General features: G+C 67.8%; 25 protein-coding genes. 15 read left to right on the top strand and 10 right to left on the bottom strand.

Annotated features, from left to right (window positions below; translation table 11 throughout):
• Positions 1 to 17: 17 nt before the first annotated feature.
• Both ACJEIK_RS08180 and ACJEIK_RS08175 read right to left on the bottom strand, forming a co-directional pair.
• Positions 18 to 497, bottom strand: coding sequence for a ribose-5-phosphate isomerase (locus ACJEIK_RS08180; RefSeq protein ID WP_409431317.1), 480 nt, complete (start codon positions 495 to 497; stop codon positions 18 to 20).
• Positions 498 to 535: 38 nt separating this feature from the next.
• A complete protein-coding gene (locus tag ACJEIK_RS08175; protein WP_409431316.1) occupies positions 536 to 2,746 on the bottom strand; it encodes an LpqN/LpqT family lipoprotein in 2,211 nt (736 codons plus the stop codon).
• A 373-nt stretch (positions 2,747 to 3,119) separates the two neighbouring features.
• Between ACJEIK_RS08175 and ACJEIK_RS08170 the strand changes: the two genes are divergently transcribed.
• Both ACJEIK_RS08170 and ACJEIK_RS08165 read left to right on the top strand, forming a co-directional pair.
• A complete protein-coding gene (locus ACJEIK_RS08170) occupies positions 3,120 to 5,120 on the top strand; it encodes a hypothetical protein (protein WP_409431315.1) in 2,001 nt (666 codons plus the stop codon).
• A gap of 140 nt (positions 5,121 to 5,260) precedes the next feature.
• Positions 5,261 to 5,830, top strand: coding sequence for a hypothetical protein (locus tag ACJEIK_RS08165; RefSeq protein WP_409431314.1), 570 nt, complete (start codon positions 5,261 to 5,263; stop codon positions 5,828 to 5,830).
• A gap of 3 nt (positions 5,831 to 5,833) precedes the next feature.
• On the opposite strand, the gene ACJEIK_RS08160 is transcribed toward ACJEIK_RS08165, so the two are convergent.
• A complete protein-coding gene (locus ACJEIK_RS08160) occupies positions 5,834 to 6,487 on the bottom strand; it encodes a DsbA family protein (protein WP_409431313.1) in 654 nt (217 codons plus the stop codon).
• Between the two features lie 103 nt (positions 6,488 to 6,590).
• Between ACJEIK_RS08160 and pepN the strand changes: the two genes are divergently transcribed.
• Positions 6,591 to 9,164 (top strand): aminopeptidase N, encoded by a 2,574-nt coding sequence (gene pepN, locus ACJEIK_RS08155; protein WP_409431312.1) that lies wholly within the window; start codon positions 6,591 to 6,593, stop codon positions 9,162 to 9,164.
• 34 nt (positions 9,165 to 9,198) lie between these two features.
• Here the strand turns inward: pepN and ACJEIK_RS08150 are convergent, their stop codons facing one another.
• Complete coding sequence (locus tag ACJEIK_RS08150; RefSeq protein ID WP_409431311.1) at positions 9,199 to 10,821, bottom strand: GMC oxidoreductase; 1,623 nt, start codon at positions 10,819 to 10,821, stop codon at positions 9,199 to 9,201.
• 460 nt (positions 10,822 to 11,281) lie between these two features.
• On the opposite strand from ACJEIK_RS08150, the gene ACJEIK_RS08145 reads away from it, so the two are divergent.
• Positions 11,282 to 12,502 carry an alkane 1-monooxygenase gene (locus ACJEIK_RS08145; RefSeq protein ID WP_064860160.1) on the top strand — a complete coding sequence of 407 codons (1,221 nt, stop codon included), beginning with the start codon at positions 11,282 to 11,284 and terminating at the stop codon, positions 12,500 to 12,502.
• A 129-nt stretch (positions 12,503 to 12,631) separates the two neighbouring features.
• On the opposite strand, the gene ACJEIK_RS08140 is transcribed toward ACJEIK_RS08145, so the two are convergent.
• The 3 genes from ACJEIK_RS08140 to ACJEIK_RS08130 form a co-directional block, all read right to left on the bottom strand.
• On the bottom strand, positions 12,632 to 13,108 hold the full coding sequence (locus ACJEIK_RS08140) for a DUF5130 domain-containing protein (RefSeq protein WP_061005416.1): 477 nt from the start codon (positions 13,106 to 13,108) through the stop codon (positions 12,632 to 12,634).
• Positions 13,095 to 13,325, bottom strand: coding sequence for a hypothetical protein (locus ACJEIK_RS08135; protein WP_029105398.1), 231 nt, complete (start codon positions 13,323 to 13,325; stop codon positions 13,095 to 13,097). The genes ACJEIK_RS08140 and ACJEIK_RS08135 overlap by 14 nt, the downstream gene beginning before the upstream one ends.
• 63 nt (positions 13,326 to 13,388) lie before the next feature.
• Positions 13,389 to 14,039 (bottom strand): HNH endonuclease, encoded by a 651-nt coding sequence (locus ACJEIK_RS08130; RefSeq protein ID WP_064860159.1) that lies wholly within the window; start codon positions 14,037 to 14,039, stop codon positions 13,389 to 13,391.
• Positions 14,040 to 14,172: 133 nt separating this feature from the next.
• Here ACJEIK_RS08130 and ACJEIK_RS08125 point away from each other — a divergent pair, with 133 nt between their 5' ends.
• The 7 genes from ACJEIK_RS08125 (at position 14,173) to ACJEIK_RS08095 (ending at position 21,298) form a co-directional block, all read left to right on the top strand.
• Positions 14,173 to 14,577 carry a globin gene (locus ACJEIK_RS08125; RefSeq protein ID WP_061005413.1) on the top strand — a complete coding sequence of 135 codons (405 nt, stop codon included), beginning with the start codon at positions 14,173 to 14,175 and terminating at the stop codon, positions 14,575 to 14,577.
• Positions 14,577 to 16,145: an alpha-amylase family glycosyl hydrolase gene (locus ACJEIK_RS08120; protein WP_064860158.1), complete on the top strand. Its 1,569-nt coding sequence runs from the start codon at positions 14,577 to 14,579 to the stop codon at positions 16,143 to 16,145. Before ACJEIK_RS08125 ends, ACJEIK_RS08120 begins: the two co-directional genes overlap by 1 nt.
• A gap of 3 nt (positions 16,146 to 16,148) precedes the next feature.
• A complete protein-coding gene (locus tag ACJEIK_RS08115) occupies positions 16,149 to 16,856 on the top strand; it encodes a TetR/AcrR family transcriptional regulator (protein WP_064860157.1) in 708 nt (235 codons plus the stop codon).
• A 141-nt stretch (positions 16,857 to 16,997) separates the two neighbouring features.
• Entirely contained in the window at positions 16,998 to 17,879 is an 882-nt protein-coding gene (locus ACJEIK_RS08110) for a metal-dependent hydrolase (protein WP_409431310.1), read from the top strand.
• Positions 17,880 to 17,903: 24 nt separating this feature from the next.
• Complete coding sequence (locus ACJEIK_RS08105) at positions 17,904 to 18,785, top strand: metal-dependent hydrolase (protein ID WP_409431309.1); 882 nt, start codon at positions 17,904 to 17,906, stop codon at positions 18,783 to 18,785.
• 12 nt (positions 18,786 to 18,797) lie between these two features.
• Positions 18,798 to 20,375 (top strand): flavin-containing monooxygenase, encoded by a 1,578-nt coding sequence (locus ACJEIK_RS08100; protein ID WP_064860155.1) that lies wholly within the window; start codon positions 18,798 to 18,800, stop codon positions 20,373 to 20,375.
• Complete coding sequence (locus tag ACJEIK_RS08095) at positions 20,372 to 21,298, top strand: SDR family NAD(P)-dependent oxidoreductase (RefSeq protein WP_064860154.1); 927 nt, start codon at positions 20,372 to 20,374, stop codon at positions 21,296 to 21,298. Before ACJEIK_RS08100 ends, ACJEIK_RS08095 begins: the two co-directional genes overlap by 4 nt.
• A gap of 7 nt (positions 21,299 to 21,305) precedes the next feature.
• On the opposite strand, the gene ACJEIK_RS08090 is transcribed toward ACJEIK_RS08095, so the two are convergent.
• Positions 21,306 to 21,896: a TetR/AcrR family transcriptional regulator gene (locus ACJEIK_RS08090; RefSeq protein WP_061005396.1), complete on the bottom strand. Its 591-nt coding sequence runs from the start codon at positions 21,894 to 21,896 to the stop codon at positions 21,306 to 21,308.
• Between the two features lie 71 nt (positions 21,897 to 21,967).
• Here ACJEIK_RS08090 and ACJEIK_RS08085 point away from each other — a divergent pair, with 71 nt between their 5' ends.
• The 4 genes from ACJEIK_RS08085 to ACJEIK_RS08070 all read left to right on the top strand — a co-directional run bounded on the left by ACJEIK_RS08085 (position 21,968) and on the right by ACJEIK_RS08070 (position 25,185).
• Positions 21,968 to 22,384 (top strand): nuclear transport factor 2 family protein, encoded by a 417-nt coding sequence (locus ACJEIK_RS08085; protein ID WP_061005394.1) that lies wholly within the window; start codon positions 21,968 to 21,970, stop codon positions 22,382 to 22,384.
• A 47-nt stretch (positions 22,385 to 22,431) separates the two neighbouring features.
• Positions 22,432 to 23,097, top strand: a complete 666-nt coding sequence (locus ACJEIK_RS08080; RefSeq protein WP_064860151.1) for a cyclase family protein — start codon at positions 22,432 to 22,434, stop codon at positions 23,095 to 23,097.
• 20 nt (positions 23,098 to 23,117) lie between these two features.
• Positions 23,118 to 23,609, top strand: coding sequence for a pyridoxamine 5'-phosphate oxidase family protein (locus tag ACJEIK_RS08075; protein ID WP_135356540.1), 492 nt, complete (start codon positions 23,118 to 23,120; stop codon positions 23,607 to 23,609).
• A 337-nt stretch (positions 23,610 to 23,946) separates the two neighbouring features.
• Complete coding sequence (locus tag ACJEIK_RS08070; protein ID WP_409431308.1) at positions 23,947 to 25,185, top strand: DUF222 domain-containing protein; 1,239 nt, start codon at positions 23,947 to 23,949, stop codon at positions 25,183 to 25,185.
• 128 nt (positions 25,186 to 25,313) lie between these two features.
• Here the strand turns inward: ACJEIK_RS08070 and ACJEIK_RS08065 are convergent, their stop codons facing one another.
• Positions 25,314 to 25,949, bottom strand: a complete 636-nt coding sequence (locus tag ACJEIK_RS08065; RefSeq protein WP_133427304.1) for a hypothetical protein — start codon at positions 25,947 to 25,949, stop codon at positions 25,314 to 25,316.
• A complete protein-coding gene (locus ACJEIK_RS08060) occupies positions 25,946 to 26,359 on the bottom strand; it encodes a thioesterase family protein (protein ID WP_162460910.1) in 414 nt (137 codons plus the stop codon). The genes ACJEIK_RS08065 and ACJEIK_RS08060 overlap by 4 nt, the downstream gene beginning before the upstream one ends.
• Positions 26,360 to 26,365: the final 6 nt, after the last annotated feature.

The raw sequence follows: 26,365 nt of genomic DNA, 5'->3' as shown, positions 1-26,365 counted from the left end.
AGGTCAGGCCTCGGAAATCAGGCTTGCGCGCCCGGAACCGCCGGAGCGACGTGCGTCTTCTCGTATTCGGCGAGGATGTCGATGCGGCGTTGGTGACGCGGCGCTTCGGACCACGAGGCAGCCAGGAACGCGTCGACGATGGCGAAGGCCTCTTCGGTGCTGTGCATACGGCCACCGATGCCCATCACCTGGGCGTTGTTGTGCTCGCGGGCCAGCTGCGCGGTCTCGACGCTCCAGGCCAGCGCACAGCGCACACCCGGAACCTTGTTGGCCGCGATCTGCTCACCGTTACCCGAGCCCCCGATGACGATGCCCAGGCTGCCCGGGTCCTCGACGGTGCGCTTGGCGGCGTCGATGCAGAACGCCGGGTAGTCGTCCTCCGCGTCGTAGGCGAAGGCACCGCAGTCGACGACCTGGTGGCCACCCGCCGTGAGATGGTCGAGGAGGGCTTGCTTGAGTTCGTATCCGGCGTGGTCGGCTCCGAGATATACGCGCATGGCGCACATTCTGGCAGAACGGATGCGCTGGACCCGAATTAGCCTGTGGCTATCTTCGTACCGCGGTCGATGGCCTCGGTGATCTGCTTGATGATCTCGGCCTGGTCGGCGACGCCGTCGATGTTGATCTGCATGACGTACAGCCCGGTCCCGTCCTGGATGACGACGGTGTTCTGGGTGATGAGCTTGGTCACCCCGTTCGAGTTCCAGGAACCGGCGATCTGGAACGACTTGTGACCGTCCACAGTCCCGGGCGTGCCGGTATCGGTGGCAGTGAACCCCGGCAGGTTGTTCAGCTCACCCGGCGCGAAGTCGAGAATCTTCTGCGCATCGGCGTTCGGGCCGAGCCGGGAGATCAACGCCGTGGCGCTGGGCCGGTAGTTACCGGCACTCGGGCCGTTGTAAACGATGGACTGGTACGCGAAAGCCGGCGTCTGCGGTCCGGCGTCGGCCCAGCCGGGCGGCATCGGCATCGTGACCACCGGTGCGCCGGGCTCGTTGCGGTGCACCAGCACTTCCGGAATGTTGTTGCTCTTCAGGTAGGTGGCGATGGTCTGGTAGTTGCCCGGGGTGCCGACGAGCACCGGCGGCGCCGGCTTGTGCGACGACGACGTCGACTGGTCTGAGCTCTGGGCACTGGACCCCGAGGACTGACTCGAGTCGTCACCGGAATTCAGCAGGATGACGACGATCAGTACCGCCACGACGGCCGCGATCGAGCCACCGATCACCCAGATCTTGGTGGACCTGCCTCCCGCTGACTGGCCGCGACCGGGCTGCGTCTTACCGATGTCGGCGGCGAGTTGGGAGTACGACGGTGGCGGTCCGCCGGGACGGCCCATGCCGGGTCCGGCGTGGGCCGCCGGATCGGCCGGGATGACCGGCAGCACCACTGTCGGCGAGACCGTCTCATGCGTCGGCCGGACGGGCCGGTGCAGTGGCACGGGCGGAGGCGGCGGCAGCGGCTGCCGATACTGCGGGGCTGACGGTGACGAATCCGGTTCAGGCCGAAACGGTTTCGGCTCCCGCGGCGGCAGCCTGACCGGATCAGTTGTCGGCGTGGCCGGCGGTTTCGACTCGCTCGGCACCGGCGGCGGCGCCGGCGGTTCGGGAACCGGCGGCTGCGCAACTGGCTCCTGAGCTACAGGCTCCGGCGCGACCGGTTCGGGCTCCGGGTCGTCGGCGGGCGCGGATTCGGCGGGCTCGGTTTCGGCGACCGGTGGCACCGGCGGCGGCGTCGGCTCGATCGGGGCAGACGGCACCGGCGGCGTCACGGGCACGGCGACCGGCGGTGGCGTCACCTCCGGCACGGAAGGCGTCTCGGCGACGGGCGCTTCGGGGGCGATCGTGGTGACCGGCGGCAGCCGCAACTCGGCGGTACGCAGGTTCAGCGTCGGCGATTCGGTGACCAGCTCGGCCTGCCGCTCGAAGGCCCGCGCGAATTTGGTGCAGGAATCGAAGCGGTCCTCGGGCGACTTGCCCATGGCCTTGATCAGCACGTCGTTCAGCGGCTCCAGCCACGGTTTCAGGTCGCTGGCCTTGGGCGGCGTCGCACTGAGGTGCTGACTGATCACGGCGATCTGGTTGGTGTCCTGGTACGGCGTCTGCCCGGTGAGCAACCGATAAGCCGTCGCGGCCAGGGCATACTGGTCGGCGCGGCCGTCGATCTCGCCGCCCATCAGCTGCTCGGGCGCCGAGTACGAAACGGTGCCGATCGCCAGGTTCGCCGACGTCAGGCCTGTCACCTCACCGATCTGGCGGGCGATACCGAAGTCGCTCAGCAGGATTCGCTGCTCGTCGGTGTCGATGTTGCTGAGCAGAATGTTGGCCGGCTTGATGTCGCGGTGCAGCAGCCCACGCTGGTGCGCGTAGTCCAGCGCCGAGCTCATGGCCTTGACGATGTCGACCACCAACTCGAGCGGCAGCCCATTCGGGTACCCGTATTTGACCAGCTGCGCGGCGTCGGTGCCGTCGACGTAATCCATGGTGATCCACAGCCGACCCTCGAACTCACCGCGGTCGTGCAGGCCGACGATGTGCGGGTGCCACAGTCCGGCAGCGATATTCGCTTCGCGCTCGAACCGGATGCGGAATTCGTCGTTGGCCGAGGCGGTTTCCCGGAGCACCTTCATGGCGTCGAGGCGGGGCAGCCTGGGGTGCTGGACGAGGTACACATCGCCCATTCCCCCTGAGCCCAGCAACCGACGCACGGTGTACCCGGCGAAGGTTGCGCCCGTCTCCAGCGACATCAGCGCATCCTACTCAAACCCGCACGTCGAAGGACGAAACTGTCCGTCGGCACGTCGCTCCCCACCAGTTGCATCGTTGTGGCACATGTTTCGGATGTGTCTGACCACCGTAATAGCGTCCGGACGTTCCTTGCGGAACTCGGACGACGTTACCGGCTTGCCCCGCTAACCGCGCCCGACGGTGGCCCAACGCGGACGCGCATGCCGTCTCCCTCCTGACTCAGATCCGCAAGCCGACTCTCCCAATTGACGATTCGCGCAATAAATTCGGCGAGTCCGGTCCCGCACCCCCTGCCGGCTGTCTATATTCAGCCAATCGTCAGTTAACGAGGAGGAACTTCACGGTTCCTCATCAAGATTCGGGGGAACCACAGTGTCGAAGCCTCGTGCGGCCGCAAAACATCTCGCACCGTCGGCCGGCACCAGGCTGACCACAGCGATCGCCGCGGCTGCGACGTTCGGCGCCGGCGCCTACTTCTACGCTGCGCCTGTCCGAACGACTTCGGCCGAATCGATCGCGCCGGCCAAGCCGCTGGTCATCGCCGAGGTGCAGCTCGTGGCGTTCGGATACGAGTGCACCGCGAACGACCCTCCGAACTGCAGCAACAATCCGACGCCGCTTCCCCTGCTCTCCGCCGCCTATAACGTCTCCCTTCGGCCGATGTTCGGCGACGGCGGCTGGCTGATCGGCAACGGACTCAACGCAGCCGCCGACTGCACAGGCGACGCCTGTAACGGCGGCGACGGCGGACTGTTGATGGGCAGCGGCGGCAACGGCGCCAACGGCGGCCGCGGCGGCAACGCCGGATTTTTCTTCGGCAACGGCGGTATGGGCGGCGCAGGCGTCGACGCCACCTATGACCCGGTCACCAACAAAGTGGTGACGCTCGCCACCGCAGGCGGCCGGGGTGGCAACGCCGGGCTGTGGGGCGAAGGCGGTAAGGGCGGCGTCGGCGGGGCCGACGAGAACTACGGGGACACCGACGACCCGGACGCCCTCGGCGGTGACGGCGGCGCCGGTGGCCGCGGCGGCGGACTGTTCGGCCACGCCGGAGATGGCGGCGGCGGCGGCCACGCGCTGTCCTGGTACGGCACCGCCTGGGGCGGGATCGGTGGCGACGGGGGTGCGGCCACCGTGGGCAACGGCGGCAAAGGTGGGTCCGGCGGCATGGCCGAGTCCCAAGCCGAAGTGGACGGCACATGGGCCATCGGCGGCGACGGCGGCGCGGGCGGCGGAACCGGCATCGGTAAGGGCGGCGACGGCGGCGTCGGCGGCACCGGGGACGCATCGACTTTCGACGGCAGCATCGCCAATGCGCTGGGCGGCAAGGGCGGATCGGGCGGTGGCGTGGGCTTCCTGGGCACCGGCGACGGCGGCGCCGGTGGCCTCGGTGGCGACGCCTACAGCATCGGCAACGCAACCACCGGCGCCGCCGCCGCGGGCGCCGGCGGCGCCGGTGGCGCCGGCGGAGGTGTCACCGGTAGTGGCGGCGCGGGCGGCGCCGGCGGTTACGCCGAATCGACCAACCAGAACGCCACGGGCGGCAATGGCGGCGCCGGCGGTAACACGGGTGCCGGCCCCTTCGCCCCTCTCGGCAGCCTCACCGGAACCGGCGGCACCGGCGGCGATGGCGGCACCGGCTACTCGCTTTCGACCGACCCGACCAAGTCAGGGACCGGCGGCACTGGCGGCAGCGGTGGCTCCAACACTTCGATCGTTCCTCAGTTCGGTACCAGCGGGGGCGCCGGCGGCGCCGGCGGCCAGGGGTGGGCGTCGAACAACGCCACTGCGACCGGCGGCGCAGGCGGTAGCGGCGGTGATGCGTCGTACGGCGGGGCCGGTACGGGAGGTGCCGGCGGAGCCGCCGACTCCGACACCGGTGTAGCCACCGGTGGCACCGGCGGCTCGGGTGGCTCCAGTAAGTACACCGGGTCTGGCGCGACCGGCGGAACCGGCGGCGATTCCGTCGCGCACGGTGGCACCACCACCTCGACGGGCGGTAAGGGCGGCACCGGTGGTGGCGGCGGCGCTGTCGCCGGTGGTGGCGGGACCGGTGGCACCGGCGGCACCGCATCGGGCGCGGCGACGAATACGGGCGGCACCGGAGGCACCGGCGGGTCGGGCGGCGCCGGCGTCGGTAAGGGCGGCACCGGCGGCACCGGCGGTGCGGCTACCGGTGCCGGCACGATCAACAAGGGCGGTACGGGCGGCACCGGTGGCACCGGCGGCATCGCTGGGGGCAGCGGCGGAACCGGTGGCGCGGGCGGCAACGCGTCCGGCGCCACCAGCAACGCCGGCGGGGCAGGCGGCACCGGTGGTGGCGCCGGGGCGGGTGGCAGTTCCGGCGGCGCAGGCGCCGGCGGCACACCGTAGCTCAAGCCCAAACCGTATGTGTCACTTGACCATTCACCACAAATGAGGCACCACCGGCCAGGCCGATATGATCGGCCTGGCCGGTACCGTATGCACGCCACCACGCCGGTGGTCTCCGACATGAAAGCGACAACTGACCCATGACGCCAGAATCAAGCTCCGAAACCACGTCGGCATCGGAGCGCTCGACGGCATCCACGATGGTCGCCGGTACGCAGTCCCGCACGGGGTGGATCGCGCCGCTCGCGCTGTTGGTGGCAGTAGGCGCTGCGGGGCTCGCCGGCTGGGCGCTGATCAACCCGCCGGCCGCATCTGTCCCCGCTTCACCCGCTTCAGCCACGTCGGCCGCGCAACCCGCCCCGGTCCCCGGTCGTAGCGGTGACAAGACGCAGGTGTGCGCCGCGTTCCACACCGTTCGCAACGCGGTCGGACTGCAGTCGAACGCCAATCTCGGACCCGACCCGGTCGCACGTACCGCCGTCGCGGCGAACGCCAGAATGGCCGCACTCGGCGGCGGTACCTACCTGCAAGCCCAGTTGACGGCGGCCACCCCGGACGACCTGTCAAAAGTCGTCCGCAACTTCGCCATCGATTTGCAGGACATCGGCATGAAGCAACTGTCAGGCATACCCAACAACGATGCAGCGATGACCGCACTCCTCAACGATGCTCAGGACTCGAGTGTCCGGATCAGTGAGTTGTGCAAATAGCGCTCAGTCGAACTCGGGAGCTTCGCTGCGGGACCGCTTGAGTTCCCAGAAATGCGGGTAGGACGCGAATATCACGGATGCATCCCACAGCTTGCCGGCCTCTTCACCGCGCGGGATGCGTGACAGCACCGGCCCGAAGAATGCCACGCCGTTGACGTGGATGGTCGGCGTGCCGACATCGGGACCGACCGCGTCCATGCCGGCATGGTGGCTCTTGCGCAACGCGTCGTCGAACTTGTCGCTGGTGGCTGCCTCCGCGAGCTCGGCCGGCAGGCCGAGTTCTTCGAGCGACTCGGCGATGACCACGGCGAAATCCTTGTTGCCCTGATTGTGAATCCGGGTGCCCATCGCCGTGTACAGCGGCGCCAGTACCTCAGAGCCGACGGCTTCCTCCGCCGCGATCGCGACGCGGACCGGGCCCCAGGCCTTCTTCATCATCTCCTGGTACTGCTCGGGGAGATCGCGGCCCTCGTTCAGCACCGCCAGGCTCATGACGTGGAACTGCACGTCGACGTCGCGGACCTGTGCGACCTCGAGGATCCAGCGTGAGGTGATCCAGGCCCACGGGCACAGTGGGTCGAACCAGAATCCCGCGACGTCCTTGCTCACGGCAGAGTCTTTGGTGGCGGCGTCATTCGTGACGGCAGAGTCGGCCATTAGTTCTTCCTTTTGCGGTCGGTACAGATCCCGTTGCCAACAACTATGCCCGGCGTCCCTATGTTCCCGGTCACGGCAACCAGTTGTCCCCTAAGTTGGTGACGTGGCACTTCCGAACCTGACCCGCGACCAGGCCGCCGAGCGCGCCGCGCTGGTGACCGTTGACAACTACCGCATCGATCTCGACCTCACCGACGGTGCCGGCGCACCCGGCGAGCGCACCTTCCGCTCCGTCACCATGGTGACGTTCAGCGCCCTGCCCGGCGCCAACACCGTCATCGACATCGCCGCCGACACCATCCGCAGCGCGACCCTCAACGGGCTGCCCATCGACGTCTCCGCGTACGACGAATCGACGGGCGTACCGCTGGCCGGGCTCGCCGAGCAGAACGTGGTCGTGGTCGACGCGGACTGCCGCTACTCCAACACCGGCGAGGGGCTGCACCGCTTCGTCGACCCGGTCGACGGCGAGGTCTACCTCTACTCACAGTTCGAAACCGCCGACGCCAAGCGGATGTTCGCCTGCTTCGACCAGCCCGACCTCAAGGCGACCTTCGACGTGACGGTGACGGCGCCCGCGCACTGGCAGGTGATCTCGAACGGCGCCGGCACGGCCACCGGAGATGGCAAGCACACCTTCGCCACCACCCCGAAGATGAGCACGTACCTGGCCGCGTTGATCGCCGGGCCGTACGCGCGGTGGGACGATGTCTACACCGACGAGCACGGGGAAATTCCGCTGGGCATCTTCTGCCGCGCGTCGCTGGCCGAGTTCATGGACGCCGAGCGGCTGTTCACCGAGACCAAGCAGGGATTCTCCTTCTACCACAAGAACTTCGGCACGCCGTACGCGTTCGGCAAGTACGACCAGCTGTTCGTGCCGGAGTTCAACGCGGGTGCCATGGAGAACGCCGGCGCGGTGACGTTCCTGGAGGACTACGTGTTCCGGTCCAAGGTCACGCGCTACTCGTACGAGCGGCGCGCCGAGACGGTGCTGCACGAGATGGCCCACATGTGGTTCGGCGACCTCGTCACCATGCAGTGGTGGGATGACCTGTGGCTCAACGAGTCCTTCGCGACCTTCGCCTCGGTGCTGTGCCAGGCCGAGGCCACCGAGTACAAGCAGGCCTGGACCACCTTCGCGAATGTGGAGAAGTCCTGGGCCTACCGGCAGGACCAGCTGCCGTCCACCCACCCGGTGGCAGCCGACATCCCCGACCTGGCGGCCGTCGAGGTCAACTTCGACGGCATCACCTACGCCAAGGGCGCCAGCGTGCTCAAGCAGCTGGTGGCCTACGTCGGGCTGGAGCCGTTCCTGTCGGGCCTGCGCGACTACTTCCGCGATCACGCGTACGACAACGCCACGTTCGCGGATCTGCTTGGCGCGCTGGAGAAGTCGTCGGGCCGGGATCTGTCCGACTGGGGCCAGCAGTGGCTGAAGACCACCGGCCTGAACACGCTGCGCGCCGATTTCGACGTCGACGGTGCCGGTGCATTCACTCGATTCGCCATCGACCAGAGCGGTGCGACACCGGGCGCCGGAGAGACGCGCGTGCACCGGCTCGCGGTCGGCATCTACGACGACGACGGCTCCGGCAAGCTGGTCCGGGTACACCGCGAGGAACTCGACGTCGAGGGCCCGGTGACGGATGTTCCTGCGCTGGTCGGGATTTCGCGCGGCAAGCTGGTCCTGGTCAACGACGACGACCTGACCTACTGCTCGATGCGGCTCGATCCCGCGTCGCTGCAGACGGTGCTCAGCCGCATCGCCGACATCGACGACCCGCTGCCCCGCACGCTGGCGTGGTCGGCGGCGTGGGAGATGACGCGCGAGGCCGAGATGAAGGCCCGCGACTTCGTCGCCCTCGTGATGAGCGGGCTGCACGCCGAGTCCGAGGTGGGCGTAGCGCAGCGGCTGGTGCTGCAGGCGCAGACCGCGCTGACCTCGTACGCCGATCCGGCGTGGGCAGCCGAGATCGGTTGGCCCGCTTTCGGTGACGCACTGCTCGACCTGGCCCGGGACTCGTCGCCGGGATCGGACCACCAGCTGGCGTTCATCAACGCGCTGTGCACGTCGGTGCTGGCGCCGAACCACATCGCGGTGCTGTCGACACTGTTGGACAACGAGCCCGCCGCGGTGAACATGACCGGTCTGGTGATCGACACCGATCTGCGCTGGCGCATCGTCACGGCGCTGGCACGTGCCGGCGTCATCGACGCCGACGGCGGGCCGACGCCGTTCATCGACGCCGAGGCCCAGCAGGATCCGACGGCAGCCGGCCAGCGCAGCGCCGCCGCCGCGGGCGCTGCCCGCCCGCAGGCAGCGGTGAAAGAGGCTGCGTGGCAACGGGTCATCGAGGACGACGCCCTGGCGAACATCACCACCCGCGCCATCGTCGGTGGCTTCGTTCAGCCCGGGCAGACCGAGCTGCTGGACCCGTTCCGGGACCGCTACTTCGAGGCGATCTCCGGGGTGTGGGAGCGGCGGTCGAGTGAGGTGGCTCAGACCGTGGTCATCGGCCTGTACCCGTCGTGGGACATCAGCCAGGCCGGGCTCGATGCCGCCGACCGGTTCCTGTCCGATCCGGAGATCCCGCCGGCGCTGCGCCGTCTGGTTCTGGAAGGCCGTGCGGGAGTGGAGCGTTCGCTGCGGGCCCGCGCCTTCGACGTGAGCTGACGCGACTGCGGCGGCCGCACCTGGCGATGGTCGGCTAGGTGCGGCCCTGCAGGATGCCTTCGATGTTGCGCTCGGCGAGCGCGGTGATGGTCATGAACGGATTGCAGCCGAGGTGTCCGGGCATCAGAGACGCGTCGTTGACGAACAGGTTGCGGTGGCCGTTCACCCGCCCGAACGCGTCGGTGGCCTTGCCTCGCACGCATCCGCCCAGGGGATGAACGGTGTTGGGCGCGAACACTTTTCCACTGAACAGATCGTTGCGGTAGTCGACCTTGTTGGCCCTCAGGATCTTGTCGAAGACCAGCCTCGCCCTGGCCTCGTTGTTGGCGGCGAAGGCGTCGGTCCACTGGATCGTCGCGGTGTCGGACTGACGGTCGTAGGTGATGTCGGCCCGGTCCCCGGTGTCGACCATGACGTAGTACCCCAGCAGATAGGTCTCCACCGGCAGCGGCATGGAGAACATGCTGGCGTACACCGGGTTGTCCGGGTCGTCGCGGCCGTCGATGTTGATCATGCCCATCAGGGATTGCGTGGTGCCGGCCGGATCGCTCTTGGCCAGGTTGTGCCCGACCATCAGGTCGCCGTTGTTGCCGTACCCCTTGCCGATCTGATCGTTGAGCCGGGCCAGGTCGCCGGTCTCCCGCGCCTTCAGCAGAAGCTTGGTGGTGCCGAGCACACCGGCCGCCAGATACAGCTGGTCACAACCGAATTCGGTCTTGGACAGCTCTTTGCCCCAGCGGTCGATCTCGCGGGTGGACACCACGAACTCACCCGACCGCTCCTGCCGGATCGAGATGACCTCGGTCAGCGGCCGCAGCGTGACGTGGCCCGTCTTGAGCGCGTCGGCGATGTACGTCTGGTCGACGCTGCCGAACCGGCCGTAGTTGTTGCCGAACTGCTGCTCGAACGCCAGCGACGATTGCGGCACCTGGCCTGCCGCCTCCTTCACCAGGTAGTCGAACGAGTAGGAGCTGCCGTTGTAGTCGACCTTGTAGCCGGCCGCCGCCGCGTACTTGCGGCCGGCGCGCGCGTACTGGAAGCACGGGGTCTGCTCGAACCAGGCCATGTCGCGATAACTGATCTTCAGCGACGACTTGGCGCGTTCGACATAGGTGCGCAGGAACTCGTCGGCGCCGATGTCGGGGAACGCCTTGGCGACCTGACGCTGCGTCGGGATGGCCGCTATGCCCGCGTTGATCATCGAGCCGCCACCGACGGCCAGGCCGCGGAAGACGTCGTGCGCGCCGTGTGTCACCTTCTGGCAGATGCCGGCCTGGACCGGCTGCGGCGACGGCGCGTGCTCTGCGACCTGCTCGACGGTGAAGCCGCCGAAGGAGGTGACCAGACTCGGCGGAATCTTGGTGAACCAGCCCGCGCGGGTGTCGGCAGGCAGCATCTTGGAGAACCGCTTGCCGTCGTCGTCGGGTTTGTCCCAGAGCCGGCCCTGTTCGATGACCAATGTCTCGACACCGGCCTGTCCCAGCCGCAACGCGGAGACTCCCCCGCCGTAGCCGCTACCGATCACGATGGCCGAGAAATGCTTCCGAGCCTCGGTACGGTCGCGGGATCTTTCGACGAGCGCCCCGATACCCGCCGCGCCCGCGACGCCCACCACCGCCGCACCGCCGAGGAACTGGCGCCGGCTGATCGGGCTCATCGGTGACCTGCCGCGGCCGCGCCCCAGCACCGGATGTGTCGATGCCGGCCGTGCATCACTGCCAAGATCGTCCTTCCGCCTTACCGTCCAGCTAACCCGAAGCCAGTCGCCTGCCGGCCTCCGAATAACGGATTCATCTCAAAAATTACACGATGCCGCGGAGTTTCCGCCGCTGTGCGGGATCCGACTGCGACCGCGTCGTCCGACCCGCACGACGCCCGGTATGTCGTACATCACCCATATCCGTGTATGGCACTCTACCTGCAAGTTTGATGGCAACGGCGCCGAACCGTCGACAGCTGCCCGACAGCGGGGACCGAGGTCGGGCAACAGTAGCGAATACCCCCGCGCGCTGACGACTCAAACAATTTGCTGGATAACGATGAGAAAACGGACAGGAAGTGGCTCTGGCTACCGACTTGTATTTGCGCAAACGGCCGAATGCGGGTACGAATACGGGGTGTTGTCGGCATTGCGCGCGGGCCAGGAGGCATCGCAACCTCACGCGCCCGAGGCACCGGACACCCCCGCCACCAAGTCGAAATGGCGCGATCCCAAACGCTACGTGTGGCTGCTGGGCCCCATCACCCCCGGAATGGTCGGCCTGTCGTGGCTGCTGGTCTGGCTCACCGGCGTCGACGCGTTCTGGTGGACCGGGTCGCTGCTGACGTTCGGGCTCGTCCCCCTGCTCGACCACATCTTCGGCCCCGAGGCCGAGAAGGCTCCCGGCGACCTCCGCAGCCTCGAAGACGACCCGTTCTACCGCATCGCCACGCATCTCTTCCTGCCGGCACAGTATCTGTCGCTGATCTTCGCTTGCTGGCTGTGGGCCGGCGGCGGCTGGGTGACCATGTCGTTGGCCGACAAGCTCGGCCTGATGGCCGCGGTCGGGACGGTCGGCGGTATCGCCATCAACGCCGCCCACGAACTGGGCCACAAGCGCGGCATGTCCGAGCGCCGGCTCTCCAAGATCGCCCTGGCACAGACCTGCTACGGCCACTTCTTCGTCGAGCACAACCGCGGCCACCACGTGCGGGTCGCAACGCCGGAGGATCCGGCCAGTTCGCGCCTCGGCGAGAGCTTGTACGCCTTCATCGGCCGGTCCGTCGTCGGCAGCCTGCGCTCGGCGTGGAAGCTCGAATGCGACCGCCTCGCCCGCGTCCACAAGTCCAAGTGGTCGCTGCACAACGAGGTCCTCAACGCCTGGCTGCTGAGCGTCGTGCTGTTCATCATCCTGGCGGTGTGGTTCGGACCCGTTGTCGTGCCGTGGCTGTTCGGCCAGGCCGTGATCGGCATCTTCCTGCTGGAGACCGTCAACTACCTCGAGCACTACGGCCTGCGGCGGCAGAAAATGCCCAACGGCCGCTACGAGCGGGTGCGCGCCGGTCACAGCTGGAACAGCAACACCGTCATCGCCAACGTCTTCCTGTTCCACCTCCAGCGGCACTCCGATCACCACGCCAACCCGATGCGTAGGTACCAGGCCCTGTGCCACGCCGGCGAGGCGCCGCAGCTGCCGGGCGGTTACGGCACCATGCTGCTGCTGGCCATCTGCCCGCCGTTGTGGCGTCGGGTGATGGATGCCCGCGTTCTGGCGCACTATGACGGCGACATCAGCCGCACCGCGCTGCAGCCCGGCTATGAGGCCCGGCTGCGCAAGCGCTATCCCGCCGCTCGCTGAACCACGCTGATCTGCTGTCCCGGCGCATGCGCGCGGGTGGACAACACCCTCAGCGCAGCGTCAACCGAACCCCGGATAGCACTCTGCCGGGTGCGAACCAGTGGTTCACACCCGGCAGGGTGAAGGAAATCAGGCGGGCGAGACGCCGGCGCTCAGCACGCGGACCGCGCTGATCAGGCCGTCCATCAGGTTGCCCTGCTTGAACGACGCAGCCGCCGCGGACACCCCGAGCGGAGCGGCCTCTTCGATACCGCGGCCGCGGACCTCGGCGCCGTAGACGACCTCGATGGCCTTCTGGTCCGGCGAAACGGCCAGCAGCACCGCGTTGTTCGGCGTCGGCACGGTGGCCAGCACCTCGCGCGCGGTGGCGGCGGTGTCCGCACCCAGGTCGCCGATGTAGACGGCGAAGCGGGCGCCGGCGGCGCGCGAGCCGTACTTCAGGGCGTCGTCGAGGAACACCAGGTCCTTGACCGGGAACGGGTAGTGCACCGACAGCTCACCGGGTTCGGTGACGCCGGAGATGCGGCCGCTGTACGTGACGGCGTAGCCGTACGGCAGGTTGGCCGGATCGATGTTTGCGACCTCGGTCTGGCTACCACTTGCCACTTGCGCCACCTCCCACAGTCAGGTGCGAGTCATGGCCACCGTGGCCGTGATCCGCCGGTTCCTCGGCCGCCCACAGGATCGGCGCGTGGGTCCACTTGTCGGTCATTTTGTAGGTGTCCGGGTGCGGGCTCTTGCGCAGCAGGAACAGCGCGCCAAGCACCAGCAGCAGCGCCAGCGGCACCCCACCGAGCAGCGAATGAGTAAGTGCAATGCTCACGCGCAAACCGTATCAGTACGCACACCGCTCACGCTGAGGACAGGGGCAATCCGCACGTGGATGTCAGGCGGCGCCTTCGCCGAGGTACCGCACCCAGGCCGGATCGAGCTCTTTGACCGCCGAAAGCAGCCGCCAATGCTGGCCTTTGGGCGGCAGCGGCACCGCGTGCAGCGTCCAGCCGAGTTCGGTCAGCAGCCGGTCGGCCTTGCGGTGGTTGCACGGACCACACGCCGCGACGCAGTTCTCCCAGGAGTGCTCGCCACCGCGGCTGCGCGGCACGACGTGGTCGACGGTGTCGGCCTTGCCGCCGCAGTACGCGCAGCGGAACCGGTCCCGGTGCATCAGCGCGGCCCGCGTCATAGGAATGCGGGCCCGGTAAGGGACCCGCACATAACTACGCAGCCGGATGACCGACGGGACGGCGACCGCGCGGGTCGCCGAGTGTATGACCGGACCGGTGGGGTCGTCGTGCACCACATCGGCCTTGCCGCACAGCACCATGATCACGGCGCGCCGCATGGGCAGCGCGGTCAACGGTTCGTAGGTCGAATTCAGCAGCAGGACGCGGCGGCGGCCCCAGAGCGAGCCGACAGATCCCTCTGCGGAACTCGATTCGACTGCATGCAGGGGTGATGACAGTGCCGGGCTTGACACAGGCAAGCCCGCCGCGGCGCCGTGAAGTCTGTGGCCGCGGACCTTCCTCCGTTGCGACATACGTCCTCCGTGGTGACAGTCCACCACGGATCGGCGCAGATCGCACGAGAATTCCCGGCGTGTTAGCTGGACCATCCGATGAACTTCACGTGACGACTCCCGCGTGGCACGCGCCCGAGCGGCCTCGTGGACAATGGCGACCGTGACAGAGGCGCAGCGGTCGTTCTACGACGAAGTCGGTGGAGCGGAGACCTTCCAACTCCTGGTGTCGCGGTTCTACCAACTGGTCCGCGACGACGAGGTCCTGCGCCCGCTGTACCCGGAGGACGACCTCGACGGCGCCGAGCACCGGCTGCGGATGTTCCTCGAGCAGTACTGGGGCGGCCCCCGCACCTACGGCCAGGAACGCGGCCACCCCCGGCTGCGGATGCGGCACGCCCCGTTCCGGATCGGCTACCTCGAGCGCGACGCCTGGCTGCGGTGCATGCACAGCGCGCTCGCGTCGATCGGTCCCGACACCATCGACGACGCACACCGGCAGGCACTGCTCGACTACTTCGACATGGCCGCCCAGCACATGGTCAACTCGGCGTTCTGATGACAGATCCGCGGTGGTGGTCACGCGCGGTCTTCTATCAGCTCTACCCGCGCTCGTTCGCCGACAGCGACGGTGACGGCGTCGGCGATCTCGACGGCGTCACCGCGCACCTGGACCATCTGCGCGCACTCGGCGTCGACGCGCTGTGGCTCAACCCGGTGATGGTCTCCCCCATGGTCGATCACGGGTACGACGTCGCCGACCCGCGGGACGTCGATCCCCTGTTCGGCGGCATGGCGGCGCTCGATCGGTTGCTCGCCGCCGCCGACGCGGCGGGCATCAAGGTCACCATGGACCTGGTCCCGAACCACACCAGCTCGGCGCATCCGTGGTTCCGGGCGGCCCTGGCCGCGGGCGCGGGGAGCCCCGAACGCGCCCGTTATCTGTTCCGGGACGGACGCGGGCCGGACGGCGCGCTGCCACCCAACAATTGGACGTCGGTGTTCGGCGGGCCCGCGTGGACCCGGGTCACCGAACCCGACGGCAGGCCCGGCCAGTGGTACCTGCACCTTTTCGACGCCGCTCAGCCGGACCTGAATTGGGACAACCCGGAGATCGCCGCGGATCTGGACCGGACACTGCGGTTCTGGCTGGACCGCGGCGTCGCCGGATTCCGGATCGACGTGGCGCACGGGATGGCGAAACCGGCCGACCTGCCCGACATGGCCGACCCCGAAGGCGTCATGCTGGCCACGCGGGTCGACGACCCGCGGTTCAACAACGACGGTGTGCACGCCATTCACCGCGGCATCCGGACGGTGCTCGACGACTACCCCGAGGCGGCCACCGTCGGCGAGGTCTGGGTGTTCGACAACGAGGACTTCGCCAAGTACCTTCGGCCCGACGAACTCCACCTGGGCTTCAATTTCCGTTTGGTGCGAGCCGATTTCACCGCGCCCGCCGTCCGCGAGGCGATCGAGAATTCCCTGGCCGCGGCCGTACTGGCCGACTCACCACCCACCTGGACGCTGTCCAACCATGACGTCGAACGCGAGGTCAGTCGTTACGGCGGTGGCGCACAGGGCCTTTCACGCGCGCGGGCGATGGCGCTGGTGATGCTGGCGCTGCCAGGGGCGGTGTTCGTCTACAACGGCGAGGAACTCGGACTGCCCAACGTCGAGCTGCCCGACAACGTCCTGCAGGACCCGGTCTGGGAGCGGTCCGGCCACACCGAACGGGGTCGCGACGGCTGCCGGGTGCCACTGCCGTGGTCCGGCGACGCCGCGCCGTACGGATTCTCGTCGACCACGCAGACCTGGCTCCCCATGCCCGACGACTGGGGGCCGTTGACCGTCGCCGCACAGTCCGCGGACCCGGAGTCGACACTGTCGCTCTTCCGTCGTGCCATCGAATTGCGCCGGGGCCGAACAGTTTTGGGCCGTTCGGTGCGGTGGCTACCGACCGCGCCGGGGCTGCTGGCATTCCAGTGCGAGGACGGGCTCGTCTGCCTGCTGAATGCGGGCAGCACGACGGTCGACGTGCCGGCCGGCCGGGTGGTCCTCGCCAGTGGGCCACTGCCCGACGGGCGAATGTCACCCGACACGGCCCTCTGGCTGACTTACGATTAGCCCATGCCCGTGGATGCCACCCGTGTCGCGGTGCGGATGTCCGCACCGACGGGTGACGCGCGGGCCGACCGCTGGCGGGCGCACCGCGCGACGGTCAAGGCCGATCTGATCGAGGCGACGCTGCAGGCCATCGACGAATACGGGCCCGACCTGTCGATCGACGACGTCGTGAAGACCGCCGGCGTGCCGCGGCCGAAGCTATATCGCTTCTTCACCGACAAGGAGACCCTGTTCGCCGCGGTCGGTGAGCGCATGCAGGAGCTGATCGTGCAGCGCGTCATGCCGTGCTTCCACGTCACGGCGACAGCGCTGGAGCTCGTGAGTTCCGCGCTCACCGGCTACGTAGAGCTGGTGGCCGAGCGGCCCAATCTCTTCCGGTTCGTCGTCGGTTCGCATTTCAGCGACGACCATTCCCGGACCAAGCTGCTCGACAACGGTCGCAACCTGTCCACCGCGATGACCGAAGTCCTCGCGGCCATGGTGCGCGCCCACGGCGGCGACGCCGATCACCTGGAATACACGGCGGACGCCATCCTCGGCGCCGTGGCACTCGGCGTGCTGCGCTGGCTCAACGAGCCGACGATCGACAAAGACGAACTCATCGCACAGCTGACCCCGGTGATCTGGGGCGCGGTGTCGGCGGCGGCCGCTGCCCGCGGTGTCGTCATCGCGCCCGACGAGCAGATGGCGTTGTTCGGCACCGCCGACTGAATCGCCGGTCCTTCTGAACGCATCCGCCGCTCAGAAAACGTCATTATCCAAAATCCTTGCGCAATGGCGCATGCCGTCGTAACTTCGAACTACTAGAACTCGCGGTACTAGTTACTGAATGTTCGAGGAAAGGCGGGCGGCATGGCCGTACGCAGTACGCAACACACGTCAGTGCGGAACTCCCGGGCGGTCTATCCCCGGACCCGGCGAATCCGCTTCCGCTTCAACGAAGAAGCCGGCCGAAAGTACTTCGTCGCCGGCGACATGGTGTTCAGCCACTTCGTCGCCGGTCTGTCGGGTGCATTCCCGCCCGGCGAGGAAGGCTTCATCCGATCGGTCCGCCGATTCGCCGACCGGATCACCGATCCCGACCTCAAGAGGCGGGTCGCCGGCTTCATCGGCCAGGAGTCGATGCATGGGCAGGAACATCGGCACCTCAACGAGAAGCTGATCGCGATGGGCTACCCCATCGCGTGGTGGGACTCAGAATCCTTCAAGGACAAGCGGATTCGGCTTGAAGACCGATTACCCGCTCATGTGCACCTGGCGCTGACGGCCGCCGCCGAGCACTACACCGCGGTGTTGGCCGAGCGGGTGCTGTCGAGCGACGAACTGCAATCGATCCCGGCCGATCCCGAGGTGTGGCATCTGCTCAGTTGGCATGCGCTGGAAGAACTCGAGCACAAGTCCGTCGCCTTCGACGTGTACCGCGCAGTCGGTGGCACCGAGCGCACCCGCATCGGCGTCATGGTGGCGGCGTGCACCCTGCTCCTGCCGGTGACCCTTGTGTCCCTGGCCGTCTCGGTCGGGTCTGATCCGGTGGCGCGGCGCCGGCCCGTCCGCCTGGCCCGCGAGACGTACGACCTGTTCACCGGGCCGATATTCAAGGGCCTGGTACCCGATCTCGCGGTGTACCTGCGTCCCGGATTCCATCCGGACGACGTCGACACCAACGCCCTGGCCCAGCAGTGGCGCGACACCCTCTTCGGCGCCGACGGCATCCTCGTCGACCACCTCAGATAGCCGCCACGACGGAAGGAATCGATCATGAGTGCTGACCCCATCACCGCGCATACGGCCGCTCTGCCCAAGGTCCGGCGGATGCGGTTCCAATTCGGGGAACCCGAACCGCTGCACCGGCATTTCGTCGAGGGCGACATCGTGTTCAGCCACCTGGTGGCGGTGTTGTCCGGTTCCTTCCCGCCCGGCGAGGAGTCGTTCATCCGGTCGGTTCGCCGCTTCTCCGACCAGATCACCGACCCGGTGCTCAAGAAGCGCGTCGCGGGATTCATCGGCCAGGAGTCCGTGCACGGCCAGGAACACCGCAAGTTGAACACGCAGCTCGCCGACATGGGCTATCCCCTCGTGCGGTTCCTGTTGTTCGCCCCGACGAGCGTGCGCCAGAAGGTGGTGCTCCGCATCGAGAAACTGATCCCCGCCAAGGTGCACCTGGCGATGACCGCCGCCGCCGAGCACTACACCGCGGTGCTCGGCGCACGGGTGCTGTCCAACGACGAAATCCAGGCGATCCCAGGCGATCCCGAGGTCTGGCGTCTGCTGAACTGGCACGCCATGGAGGAACTGGAGCACAAGTCCGTCGCCTTCGACGTCTACCGGTCGGTGGGCGGTTCCGAGCGCACCCGCATCGCGGTCATGTGGTTCATGTACTTCCTTACCATCCCCGTCGTCACCGCCGCGGTGGCGTTGTCGATTCTGCTGGACCCGACGGTATGGCCGCGACCCATCACGGCGCTCCGCCAAACCTACGGGGTGTTCCGCGGTCCTCTGCTGCGCGGCTTCCTCGGCGAGATCGCCGAGTACCTGCGCCCGGGTTTCCACCCCGACGACGTGCCGACCGAGGAACTCCTCGCCCGCTGGCAACACGACTTGTTCGGCGCCGGCGGCGAACTCGTCGGCTACGTCCGGTAGCGGGGCACCGACATGACCGCGAGTACGAGACCCGTGCCGGCACCGACGGCGGAACGACAGGCACCCGATCATGAGGTGGTGATCGTCGGCGCCGGATTCGGTGGCATCGGTGCCGGTATCGCCCTCCAGCGCAAGGGCATTCACGACTTCGTCGTCCTCGACAAGTGGGACCACGTCGGCGGCACCTGGCATGCCAACACCTATCCGGGTGTGGCAGTGGACATCCCGTCGGTCATCTACAGCTTCTCCTACGAGCAACGCGGCGGGTGGTCGCGGGTCTTCGCGCCCGGCAACGAGTTGCGGGACTACGCCGACGACATGGTGGACAAGTACGGCCTGCGCGACAAGCTGCGGCTGAACACGACCGTGACCGGAGCGACGTTCGACGAGCGGAACAGCATGTGGCGCTTGACGATCGATGGTGGCGCCGAGATCACCGGCCGCCATGTCGTGATGGCGGTCGGCGGGCTCGAGCGGCCCAAGCTGCCCGACATACCGGGGCTGCAGGATTTCGGCGGCGCACTCATGCACACCGCGCTGTGGGATCACGACGTCGAGCTGGCCGGCAAGCGGGTGGCGGTGATCGGCACGGGCGCGACGTCGCTGCAGCTGGTGCCGGCGATCGTCGACGAGGTGGCGCACCTCACCGTCTTTCAGCGCACGCCGATCTGGGTGTTTCCCAAGCCGGACAGCACGATTCACGGTGTCACCCGTGCGGTGCTGGAGATCGGCCAGGTGCGGTCGGCGCTACGCGCCGTCGGGACCGTGGCGACCGAGATCGGGATGGGCGGCATGCTCACCGGGCCGAGCTGGCTGGTCGAGGCCACGCGCAAGCTCGTCGAGACGCCGGTGCGGGCGTGGATGCGCAGCCAGATCACGGACCCGGCGGTCAGGGAGAAACTGATTCCCCGCTACGGGCTGGGGTGCAAGCGCCCGTCGATGTCCAACGACTATCTGAAGACGTTCAACCGCAGTGACGTCAGCCTGGTGACCGACTCAATCGAGCGCATCACCGAGACCGGTGTGGTGACGGCTGATGGCGTCGAGCACGAGGTCGACGTCGTCATCTGCGCGACCGGATTCAAACTGTGGGAACGGGATTCGGTACCACCCTTCCCCGTCATCGGCCGTGACGGGCTCGACGCCGCGGAGTTCTGGGCGGTCAACCGCTTCCAGGCCTATCAGGGCGTGTCCGTACCCGGGTTCCCGAACATGTTCATGATCACGGGCCCGTACGCATTCGTGCTCGGGTCGTATCTGTGGATGATCGAGGCCACGGCAGCACATCTGAGTCGCGCGATCGCCGAGGCCAAGCGCCGCGGCGCCCGGGAAGTCGAGATCCGCCGCGAGGTCCACGACGCCTATTTCCAACACTGCTTGGCGCGCCAGAAGCGCAACGTCCTGTTCACGCCGACCTGCGCCGGGTCCAACACGTATTACATCGATTACCAAGGCGATTCGCCGTTCCGGCCGACGACGCACGGCGAGATGTACTGGCAGAACCGCCATTACGACCTCGACGTCTATCGGTACGGGACCGGCAGCGCCGATGTCCACCACGTGGTAGCCACCTCGAAGGAAGCCGGATGAAGATCAACAACCTGGACCCACAACTCGTGGTCGTCACCGGCGGCGGCAGCGGCATCGGGCGCGCCACCGCGATCCGCTTCGCCAAACGCGTTGCGCACGTAGTGGTCTCCGACATCGACCTCGACTCGGCAGACGCGACCGCCGCCATGATCAAGGGCGCCGGCCGCCGCGCGTCGGCCGCCCGGTTGGACGTCACCGACCCGGACGCCTGGGAGTCCTTCGCCCGTGAAGTGCGTGCCGACCATGGCGTGCCCGACGTCGTCGTCAACAACGCCGGCATCCTCGTCAGCGGTCCGTTCCTCGAACTCTCGGCGGCGGATTGGGACAAGCAGCTCAGCGTCAATCTGATGGGTGTGGTGCACGGCTGCCGGGTGTTCGGTGCGCAGATGGCAGAGCGCGGGCGGGGCGGTCATATCGTCAACATCGCCTCGGCGGCGGCCTTCACGCCGACGCCGGTCATGGCGCCGTATTCGGTGTCCAAGGCCGGGGTCAAGATGCTCAGCGAATGCCTGCGCCTGGAGCTCAAGCCGTACGGCATCGGAGTCAGCGCCATCTGCCCCGGGGTGATCAACACGAACATCGGTGACCGCGCGGTGACCGTCGGCGTGGATCCCGCGCTCGTCGCGCAGGCGCAGCGCCTCACCAGGCAGCTGCAGGAGTTCGCCGAGATGCTGCCGTTCGCGCCGATGAGCCCCGACCTCGTGGCGCGGGCCGTCGTGCGCGCCGTTAGCTACGACCTCGCGGTGGTACCGGTGCGGGCCGAGGCCTGGCTCGGCTACGTGATGCACCGCCTCGCTCCCGGTATCAATCGCCGTATGACACAGCCTTTCTCGTTCGATCTGGTCGAGAAACTGGCGGGGCCGTTGCTCGATCGGGTGACACCGGCGGCCAGCACGAACGCGGAGTCAATGGCCCACATCTGACGGACCCCTAGTCGGCCGGCACGCCCAAGACGAGGCCCACCATGCTCTTGACGAGCGTGGTGACCCGCTTGGGCGGCGCCTCACCCGCCAAGAGGTGTCGCCGCACCGCGGCCAGCGGCAGGTCCAGGAGGGCGAAGGCGATCTGATCGTCGGGCCGCCCGGTCTGCTTCGCGAGGCTCCGGACCGCACTCTCGAGGCGCCGGCGCGAATCGCCTTCGGCGGCAGACAATTCCGTACGGCTCGCCTCGCTCCAGTCGTCTGGTTCGAATGCGCGGGCCCCGGCCTGCAGCACGACTGCCTCCGGCAGGTGGCCGCGGCACCAGTCGACCAGCCACACGGCCGCTCCGACCGCGCTATCTGCCGTGGGTTGTTCACCGAGGGCTTCCAGGTAGCCGCTCTGAAAGCCCGTCGTGGTGCGCAACCACAAGGCGGCCAGCAACGCGGCCCGGTCGGGAAAGCGATGGTAGATCGACCCGCTGGGGGCGCCGACCGCACGCGCCACCGCATTCATCGTCAGCGCTCGCGCTCCCCCGGTGACGAACAAGCGCGCGGCCGCGTCCAGGAAATCGTCGGCCCGGTGCTGCGGCGGTCTACCCATGATCTAGAGAGTATGCTCTACTACTTTATTAGAGATGTATCTCTAATAAAATACGAACGGGAGGACCGCCCATGACCACACCCGACAGCCCCAAGCCCTTGGACGTCGCCAACCGGCTCTATGCCGCCTTCGCCTCGCACGACCGATCCGCGTTGGCAACACTGCTGCATCCCGACTTCACCGGCCGGGTCAGCGAGGGCATGCCATTCGGCCTCGGCGGCATCGTGCACAGCCCCGAACAGATGCTGCGCGACGTCTGGGGCGGCGCGTCCAAGTACTACGAAATAGCGCCGCACCCTGACGAATACGTCATCGCCGGCGAAAACCGCGTCATCGTCCTCGGTTACTACCGCGGTCGGTGCCGGACCACCGGGCGTCACTATGCGGCCGCGTTCGCGCACGACATCACCGTCCGCGACGGGAAGATCGCGTCGCTGACCCAGATCACCGACACCAAGCCGTGGCACGACGCGCTGGCCGCCGGCTGACGGTTAGAGTTCGTGACTCAGCCGCAGGCAATCAGAACGGAGTCGCGATGCTCGTCGATCTGTCTCACACCATCCGCGCGGGGCTGGTGACCTACCCCGGACTGCCGGCGCCCACGATCAGCGACCACCTCACCCGCGAGGCGTCGCGCGACGTCTACGCCGCCGGCACCGAGTTCGCGATCGGCGCCATCACGATGGTCGGCAACACGGGCACCTACATCGACTCCCCGTTTCACCGCTACGAGAACGGTGCCGACCTGGCCGGCCTCGACTTGAACACCTTGGTGGACCTGCCGACGATCGTCGTCCACCGTCGGGAGGTTGCGGCGCGCGCCGTCGTTGCCGACGAGCTGCCCGATGACATCGAAGCCGGCAGTGCGGTGCTGATCGACACCGGCTGGGACCGGCACTTCGGCACCGAGGCCTACGGCGACGACGCACCATTCCTGTCCGAGGCCGCGACCGAGCTCCTGGTGAGCCGCGGGGTCGCGCTTGTCGGTATCGACTCGGTGAACATCGACGACGCCAGTCCGGCAGCAGCGGGTCGACGGCCCATCCATACCGCGCTGTTGGGCAACGGAATTCACGTCGTCGAGCACTTGACCAACCTGGCCGCACTGCCCGCCCGCGGCGCCCGCTTCACCGCTGTTCCGCCGCGGGTCGAAGGTTTCGGTACCTTTCCCGTCCGGGCATACGCGACCATCCCCGACTGACCGGGACTACCGTCGGCAACATGACCAGTTGGAAAGAGTTCGCGGGCGCCGCACCGCGAATCGCAACCACCTTTGTCCGCCGACATACCGCCACCGGAAACCTGTGCATGCTGGGCACTTTGCGCTCGGACGGGTTTCCCCGGATCAGCCCCATGGAACCGCGGTTCTTCGAAGACGAGTTGTGGATCTCGGGTATGCCCAACACCACGAAGTTCAATGACCTCGCCCGCGATCCACGTTTCTGCCTGCACACCGCGACCGTCGACACGCACGTCGGCGATGGCGATGCGAAGTTATGGGGCGTCGTCGAGGACGTGCAGGACACGGCCCTGCATCGACGGTTCGCCGAGGCGCTGTACGAACAGACCGGCTTCGACATCCGCGGCCAGGAGTTCGAACACTGCTATCGCGCCGATCTGGTCGGGGCGTCTGCGGTCGAGGTGGACGACGGACACCTCGACATCACGGTGTGGAAGCCCGGCGAATCCGAGCACGTCGTCCGCAAACACTGACCGTAGCGGCGTGCTGATCGGCGCGTTCTGGGCCGAAGGCCGGGCAAGATTGCGTCACTCGTCCAGGTCGCCGACATCCGGTGCTGGCACGCGCTCGCCGCGAGTTGAGCGCATTTGGCGCTCACCTACGCAGCTGGCACATCTCCCCTGTATCTAAGCTGTAATACCCGCGCGGAGAAGACCTTTCGGGGACGCAGCGCACACGGCACAGACCCAGACGGACACGAGCATCGATGGCTCATCGGCACTCATCCAGCACGACCAGAACTGCCACAGATTTTCCTGATACAGCCGCAAAACCCGTTGCGGTTCGAACGTTTGTTCGATACAATTGGGCATGGGGATCACCGGGGAGCTCAGCACCAGCATCGATATCGTTCGGGACATCGTTGTCCCCGACGACCTGGCCGGGGACAACGCGCTGGTCGCGATGCGGGGTGCGCTGACGTTACGCAATCTGGTCGATCATCTCGCAGCGACGCTCGCCGGGGTACTGGACCGCTGCGGGGTGGCGGCGGCGCAGGGGCGGTCGCCGCGCGAACTCCTGATGTCGCTGGGGTGTGCACCCTCGGTCGCCGAACGGCTGACCCGGGTCGGTGCCGCGCTACCGATGCTGCCCACGCTCGCCGCCCATGCCGGCGACGGCGCGATCTCCGGCGAGCATGTCGACGCGATCATCAAGGGCATCAACCACATCCACGCCCGCGCACCCGGACCAGTCGACGAGGAGGCTCGCTTCGTCCAGTTGGCCGACCTACTGGGGCAGTTCTTCTCCGGCGCCACCCCCGCCGACATCGGCAACCGAGCCCGCCGGCTGGGCAACCGGCACGCCGCCGCCGAAGGCGGGCTGCCCGCGGCCGAAGACCGGTCGGTCAACACCGTCGACCACCGCGTCACCTCCGACGGGCGGGTCCAGGTCCGCGCGGACCTGGACGCCGAAGTCGGCGCCAAATACATCGCCGCGATGGAAGAACACTCAGCACCACGACCCGAACCCGACGGAACCCCCGACGTTCGGCCGGCAGGCAGGCGCCGGGCTGATGCGCTGGAGGCGGTGTTGGACATCGCCGCCCGCGGCGGCGACACCGCCGGCGCGCCGCGAACCCAGCTGCTGGTGACCGTGCCCGCCGACACCCCGGACCTGGCCACGCTGGAATTCATCGGGTCGATCAGCACCATGACCCTGGACCGGCTCACCTGCGACACCACCGTCACCACGATCATCGTCGACGGCGAACACGTACCCCTGGACATGGGGCGGGAGAAACGGCTGTTCCCGCCGCATCTACGCAAAGCGCTCTACCACCGGGATCAATGCTGCATCAAATGCGGCGCACCCCCAGGGCGCACCCACGCCCATCACATCGTGCACTGGACCCACCACGGCGAAACCAGCCTGGGCAACGGGTGCCTACTCTGCCCGGCCTGCCACGCCAACGTGCACCACGACGGCTGGGACGTCGTCATGGGCCTGGACAAGCATCCCTGGCTCATCCCACCCGCCACCGTCGACCCGCAGCGAAAACCCATCCCCGCCTACAACCGCCGCACCATGCGACTCGACGCGGCCGCATAACCACCGCAGATACGTACTCAAACCTGCTGTGCACCTTGACAACTCAATAGTGTTCCCGGACCTCGTGCTCGCGCGGCGGGTGGAGTTCACGTCCGCCGCGCGAGCAGCCCCTCAGCTTCGAAAGACTCCTACGGCGACAACAGGATCGGCCCACCCCGGCGGCGGTACACCGAGCCGAACCGCGCGTCGATGCGCAGCCACGTCGGATGCACCCGGACCCGGACCACCTCGTTCTCCGGCAGCGGATCGGGCACGAATCCCATGGCGGTCAAGGCGAATACGCAACGCATCGGGATCCCGACCTCGATGTTGCCGGCGCTGACGGTGAGGACGTCCTGGTCGAGCAGCGACGGTGGCGGCCCCTGCGGACCGCTGTGCTCGCGGGCGAGTTCGACGCCGCGCTGAAACAACTCCAGCACCGCGGCCGCCGGCACGTCGTCGAGGTGGCTGAACCCGTCGTCGGGCGGCAACGCACCGCGCCACGCCGAGTCCATCGCGAAGCCCGGGTCGATCCGGCCAGAGCCGGGCAGCTCGTGGCTCAACGCGTCGGCCCCAGCGCACAGATCGGACGGCGCCACCCGCCCGTTCACCACGCGCGCGGCCAGCACCTCGAAACCTGTTGCGGCCCAGGCGACGACGACGTCCTCGTTCCGAGCCTTCAACCGCACCACAGCCGCCTCGTCGAGCCGCAGCACGCGCTCGACGAAGGTCGCCAGGTTCTGCGCCTGGGCGGCGTCGGCGAGCCAGATTCCGCGTTCCGTCATCGGGCAAAACGCTGCAGGTACTCCCGCTGATGCGGGGCGATGCGCACCAGCATCTGCCGCTCGATGTTGAAGGTGGCGAGCTGGGTCTCCCCGATGACGGCCGGCTTGGAGTCCGGATCGGCGTGCACCGACCGCACCTCGTAGCCCAGCGTGAAGTCGCAGGCCCGCAGCCGGTTGGTCCAGATGGTCACCTGCAGTGGTGAATCGACAAGGCGCAGTTGGTCCTTGTACTTCACGTTGACTTCGGCGATCAGCAGCCCGGTGGTGGCGACGTCCTCGGCGAAGGGCTCGGTGAGGAACGGCACCCGCGCCTCTTCGAGGATGGTCACCATGGTGGCGTGGTTGACATGCTGATACATGTCGATGTCCGACCAGCGCACCGGCACCGGCGTCGTGAAGCGTTCAGTCACCCGCCC

This window comes from Mycobacterium sp. SMC-16 (genome assembly GCF_046250085.1).
Lineage (GTDB): Bacteria > Actinomycetota > Actinomycetes > Mycobacteriales > Mycobacteriaceae > Mycobacterium > Mycobacterium phocaicum.
Note: the sequence above shows the minus strand (reverse complement) of the source record. Positions and strands in the feature narration are given on the sequence as shown.

Excerpts from the sequence above, each read along its gene's own strand:
- ACJEIK_RS08180 (WP_409431317.1), bottom strand. The coding sequence starts at position 497 with ATGCGCGTATATCTCGGAGCCGACCACGCCGGATACGAACTCAAGCAA.
- ACJEIK_RS08175 (WP_409431316.1), bottom strand. The coding sequence starts at position 2,746 with ATGTCGCTGGAGACGGGCGCAACCTTCGCCGGGTACACCGTGCGTCGG.
- ACJEIK_RS08165 (WP_409431314.1), top strand. The coding sequence starts at position 5,261 with ATGACGCCAGAATCAAGCTCCGAAACCACGTCGGCATCGGAGCGCTCG.
- ACJEIK_RS08160 (WP_409431313.1), bottom strand. The coding sequence starts at position 6,487 with ATGGCCGACTCTGCCGTCACGAATGACGCCGCCACCAAAGACTCTGCC.
- ACJEIK_RS08150 (WP_409431311.1), bottom strand. The coding sequence starts at position 10,821 with ATGAGCCCGATCAGCCGGCGCCAGTTCCTCGGCGGTGCGGCGGTGGTG.
- ACJEIK_RS08130 (WP_064860159.1), bottom strand. The coding sequence starts at position 14,039 with ATGTCGCAACGGAGGAAGGTCCGCGGCCACAGACTTCACGGCGCCGCG.
- ACJEIK_RS08125 (WP_061005413.1), top strand. The coding sequence starts at position 14,173 with ATGGCGACCGTGACAGAGGCGCAGCGGTCGTTCTACGACGAAGTCGGT.
- ACJEIK_RS08120 (WP_064860158.1), top strand. The coding sequence starts at position 14,577 with ATGACAGATCCGCGGTGGTGGTCACGCGCGGTCTTCTATCAGCTCTAC.
- ACJEIK_RS08115 (WP_064860157.1), top strand. The coding sequence starts at position 16,149 with ATGCCCGTGGATGCCACCCGTGTCGCGGTGCGGATGTCCGCACCGACG.
- ACJEIK_RS08110 (WP_409431310.1), top strand. The coding sequence starts at position 16,998 with ATGGCCGTACGCAGTACGCAACACACGTCAGTGCGGAACTCCCGGGCG.
- ACJEIK_RS08105 (WP_409431309.1), top strand. The coding sequence starts at position 17,904 with ATGAGTGCTGACCCCATCACCGCGCATACGGCCGCTCTGCCCAAGGTC.
- ACJEIK_RS08100 (WP_064860155.1), top strand. The coding sequence starts at position 18,798 with ATGACCGCGAGTACGAGACCCGTGCCGGCACCGACGGCGGAACGACAG.
- ACJEIK_RS08095 (WP_064860154.1), top strand. The coding sequence starts at position 20,372 with ATGAAGATCAACAACCTGGACCCACAACTCGTGGTCGTCACCGGCGGC.
- ACJEIK_RS08090 (WP_061005396.1), bottom strand. The coding sequence starts at position 21,896 with ATGGGTAGACCGCCGCAGCACCGGGCCGACGATTTCCTGGACGCGGCC.
- ACJEIK_RS08085 (WP_061005394.1), top strand. The coding sequence starts at position 21,968 with ATGACCACACCCGACAGCCCCAAGCCCTTGGACGTCGCCAACCGGCTC.
- ACJEIK_RS08080 (WP_064860151.1), top strand. The coding sequence starts at position 22,432 with ATGCTCGTCGATCTGTCTCACACCATCCGCGCGGGGCTGGTGACCTAC.
- ACJEIK_RS08075 (WP_135356540.1), top strand. The coding sequence starts at position 23,118 with ATGACCAGTTGGAAAGAGTTCGCGGGCGCCGCACCGCGAATCGCAACC.
- ACJEIK_RS08070 (WP_409431308.1), top strand. The coding sequence starts at position 23,947 with ATGGGGATCACCGGGGAGCTCAGCACCAGCATCGATATCGTTCGGGAC.
- ACJEIK_RS08065 (WP_133427304.1), bottom strand. The coding sequence starts at position 25,949 with ATGACGGAACGCGGAATCTGGCTCGCCGACGCCGCCCAGGCGCAGAAC.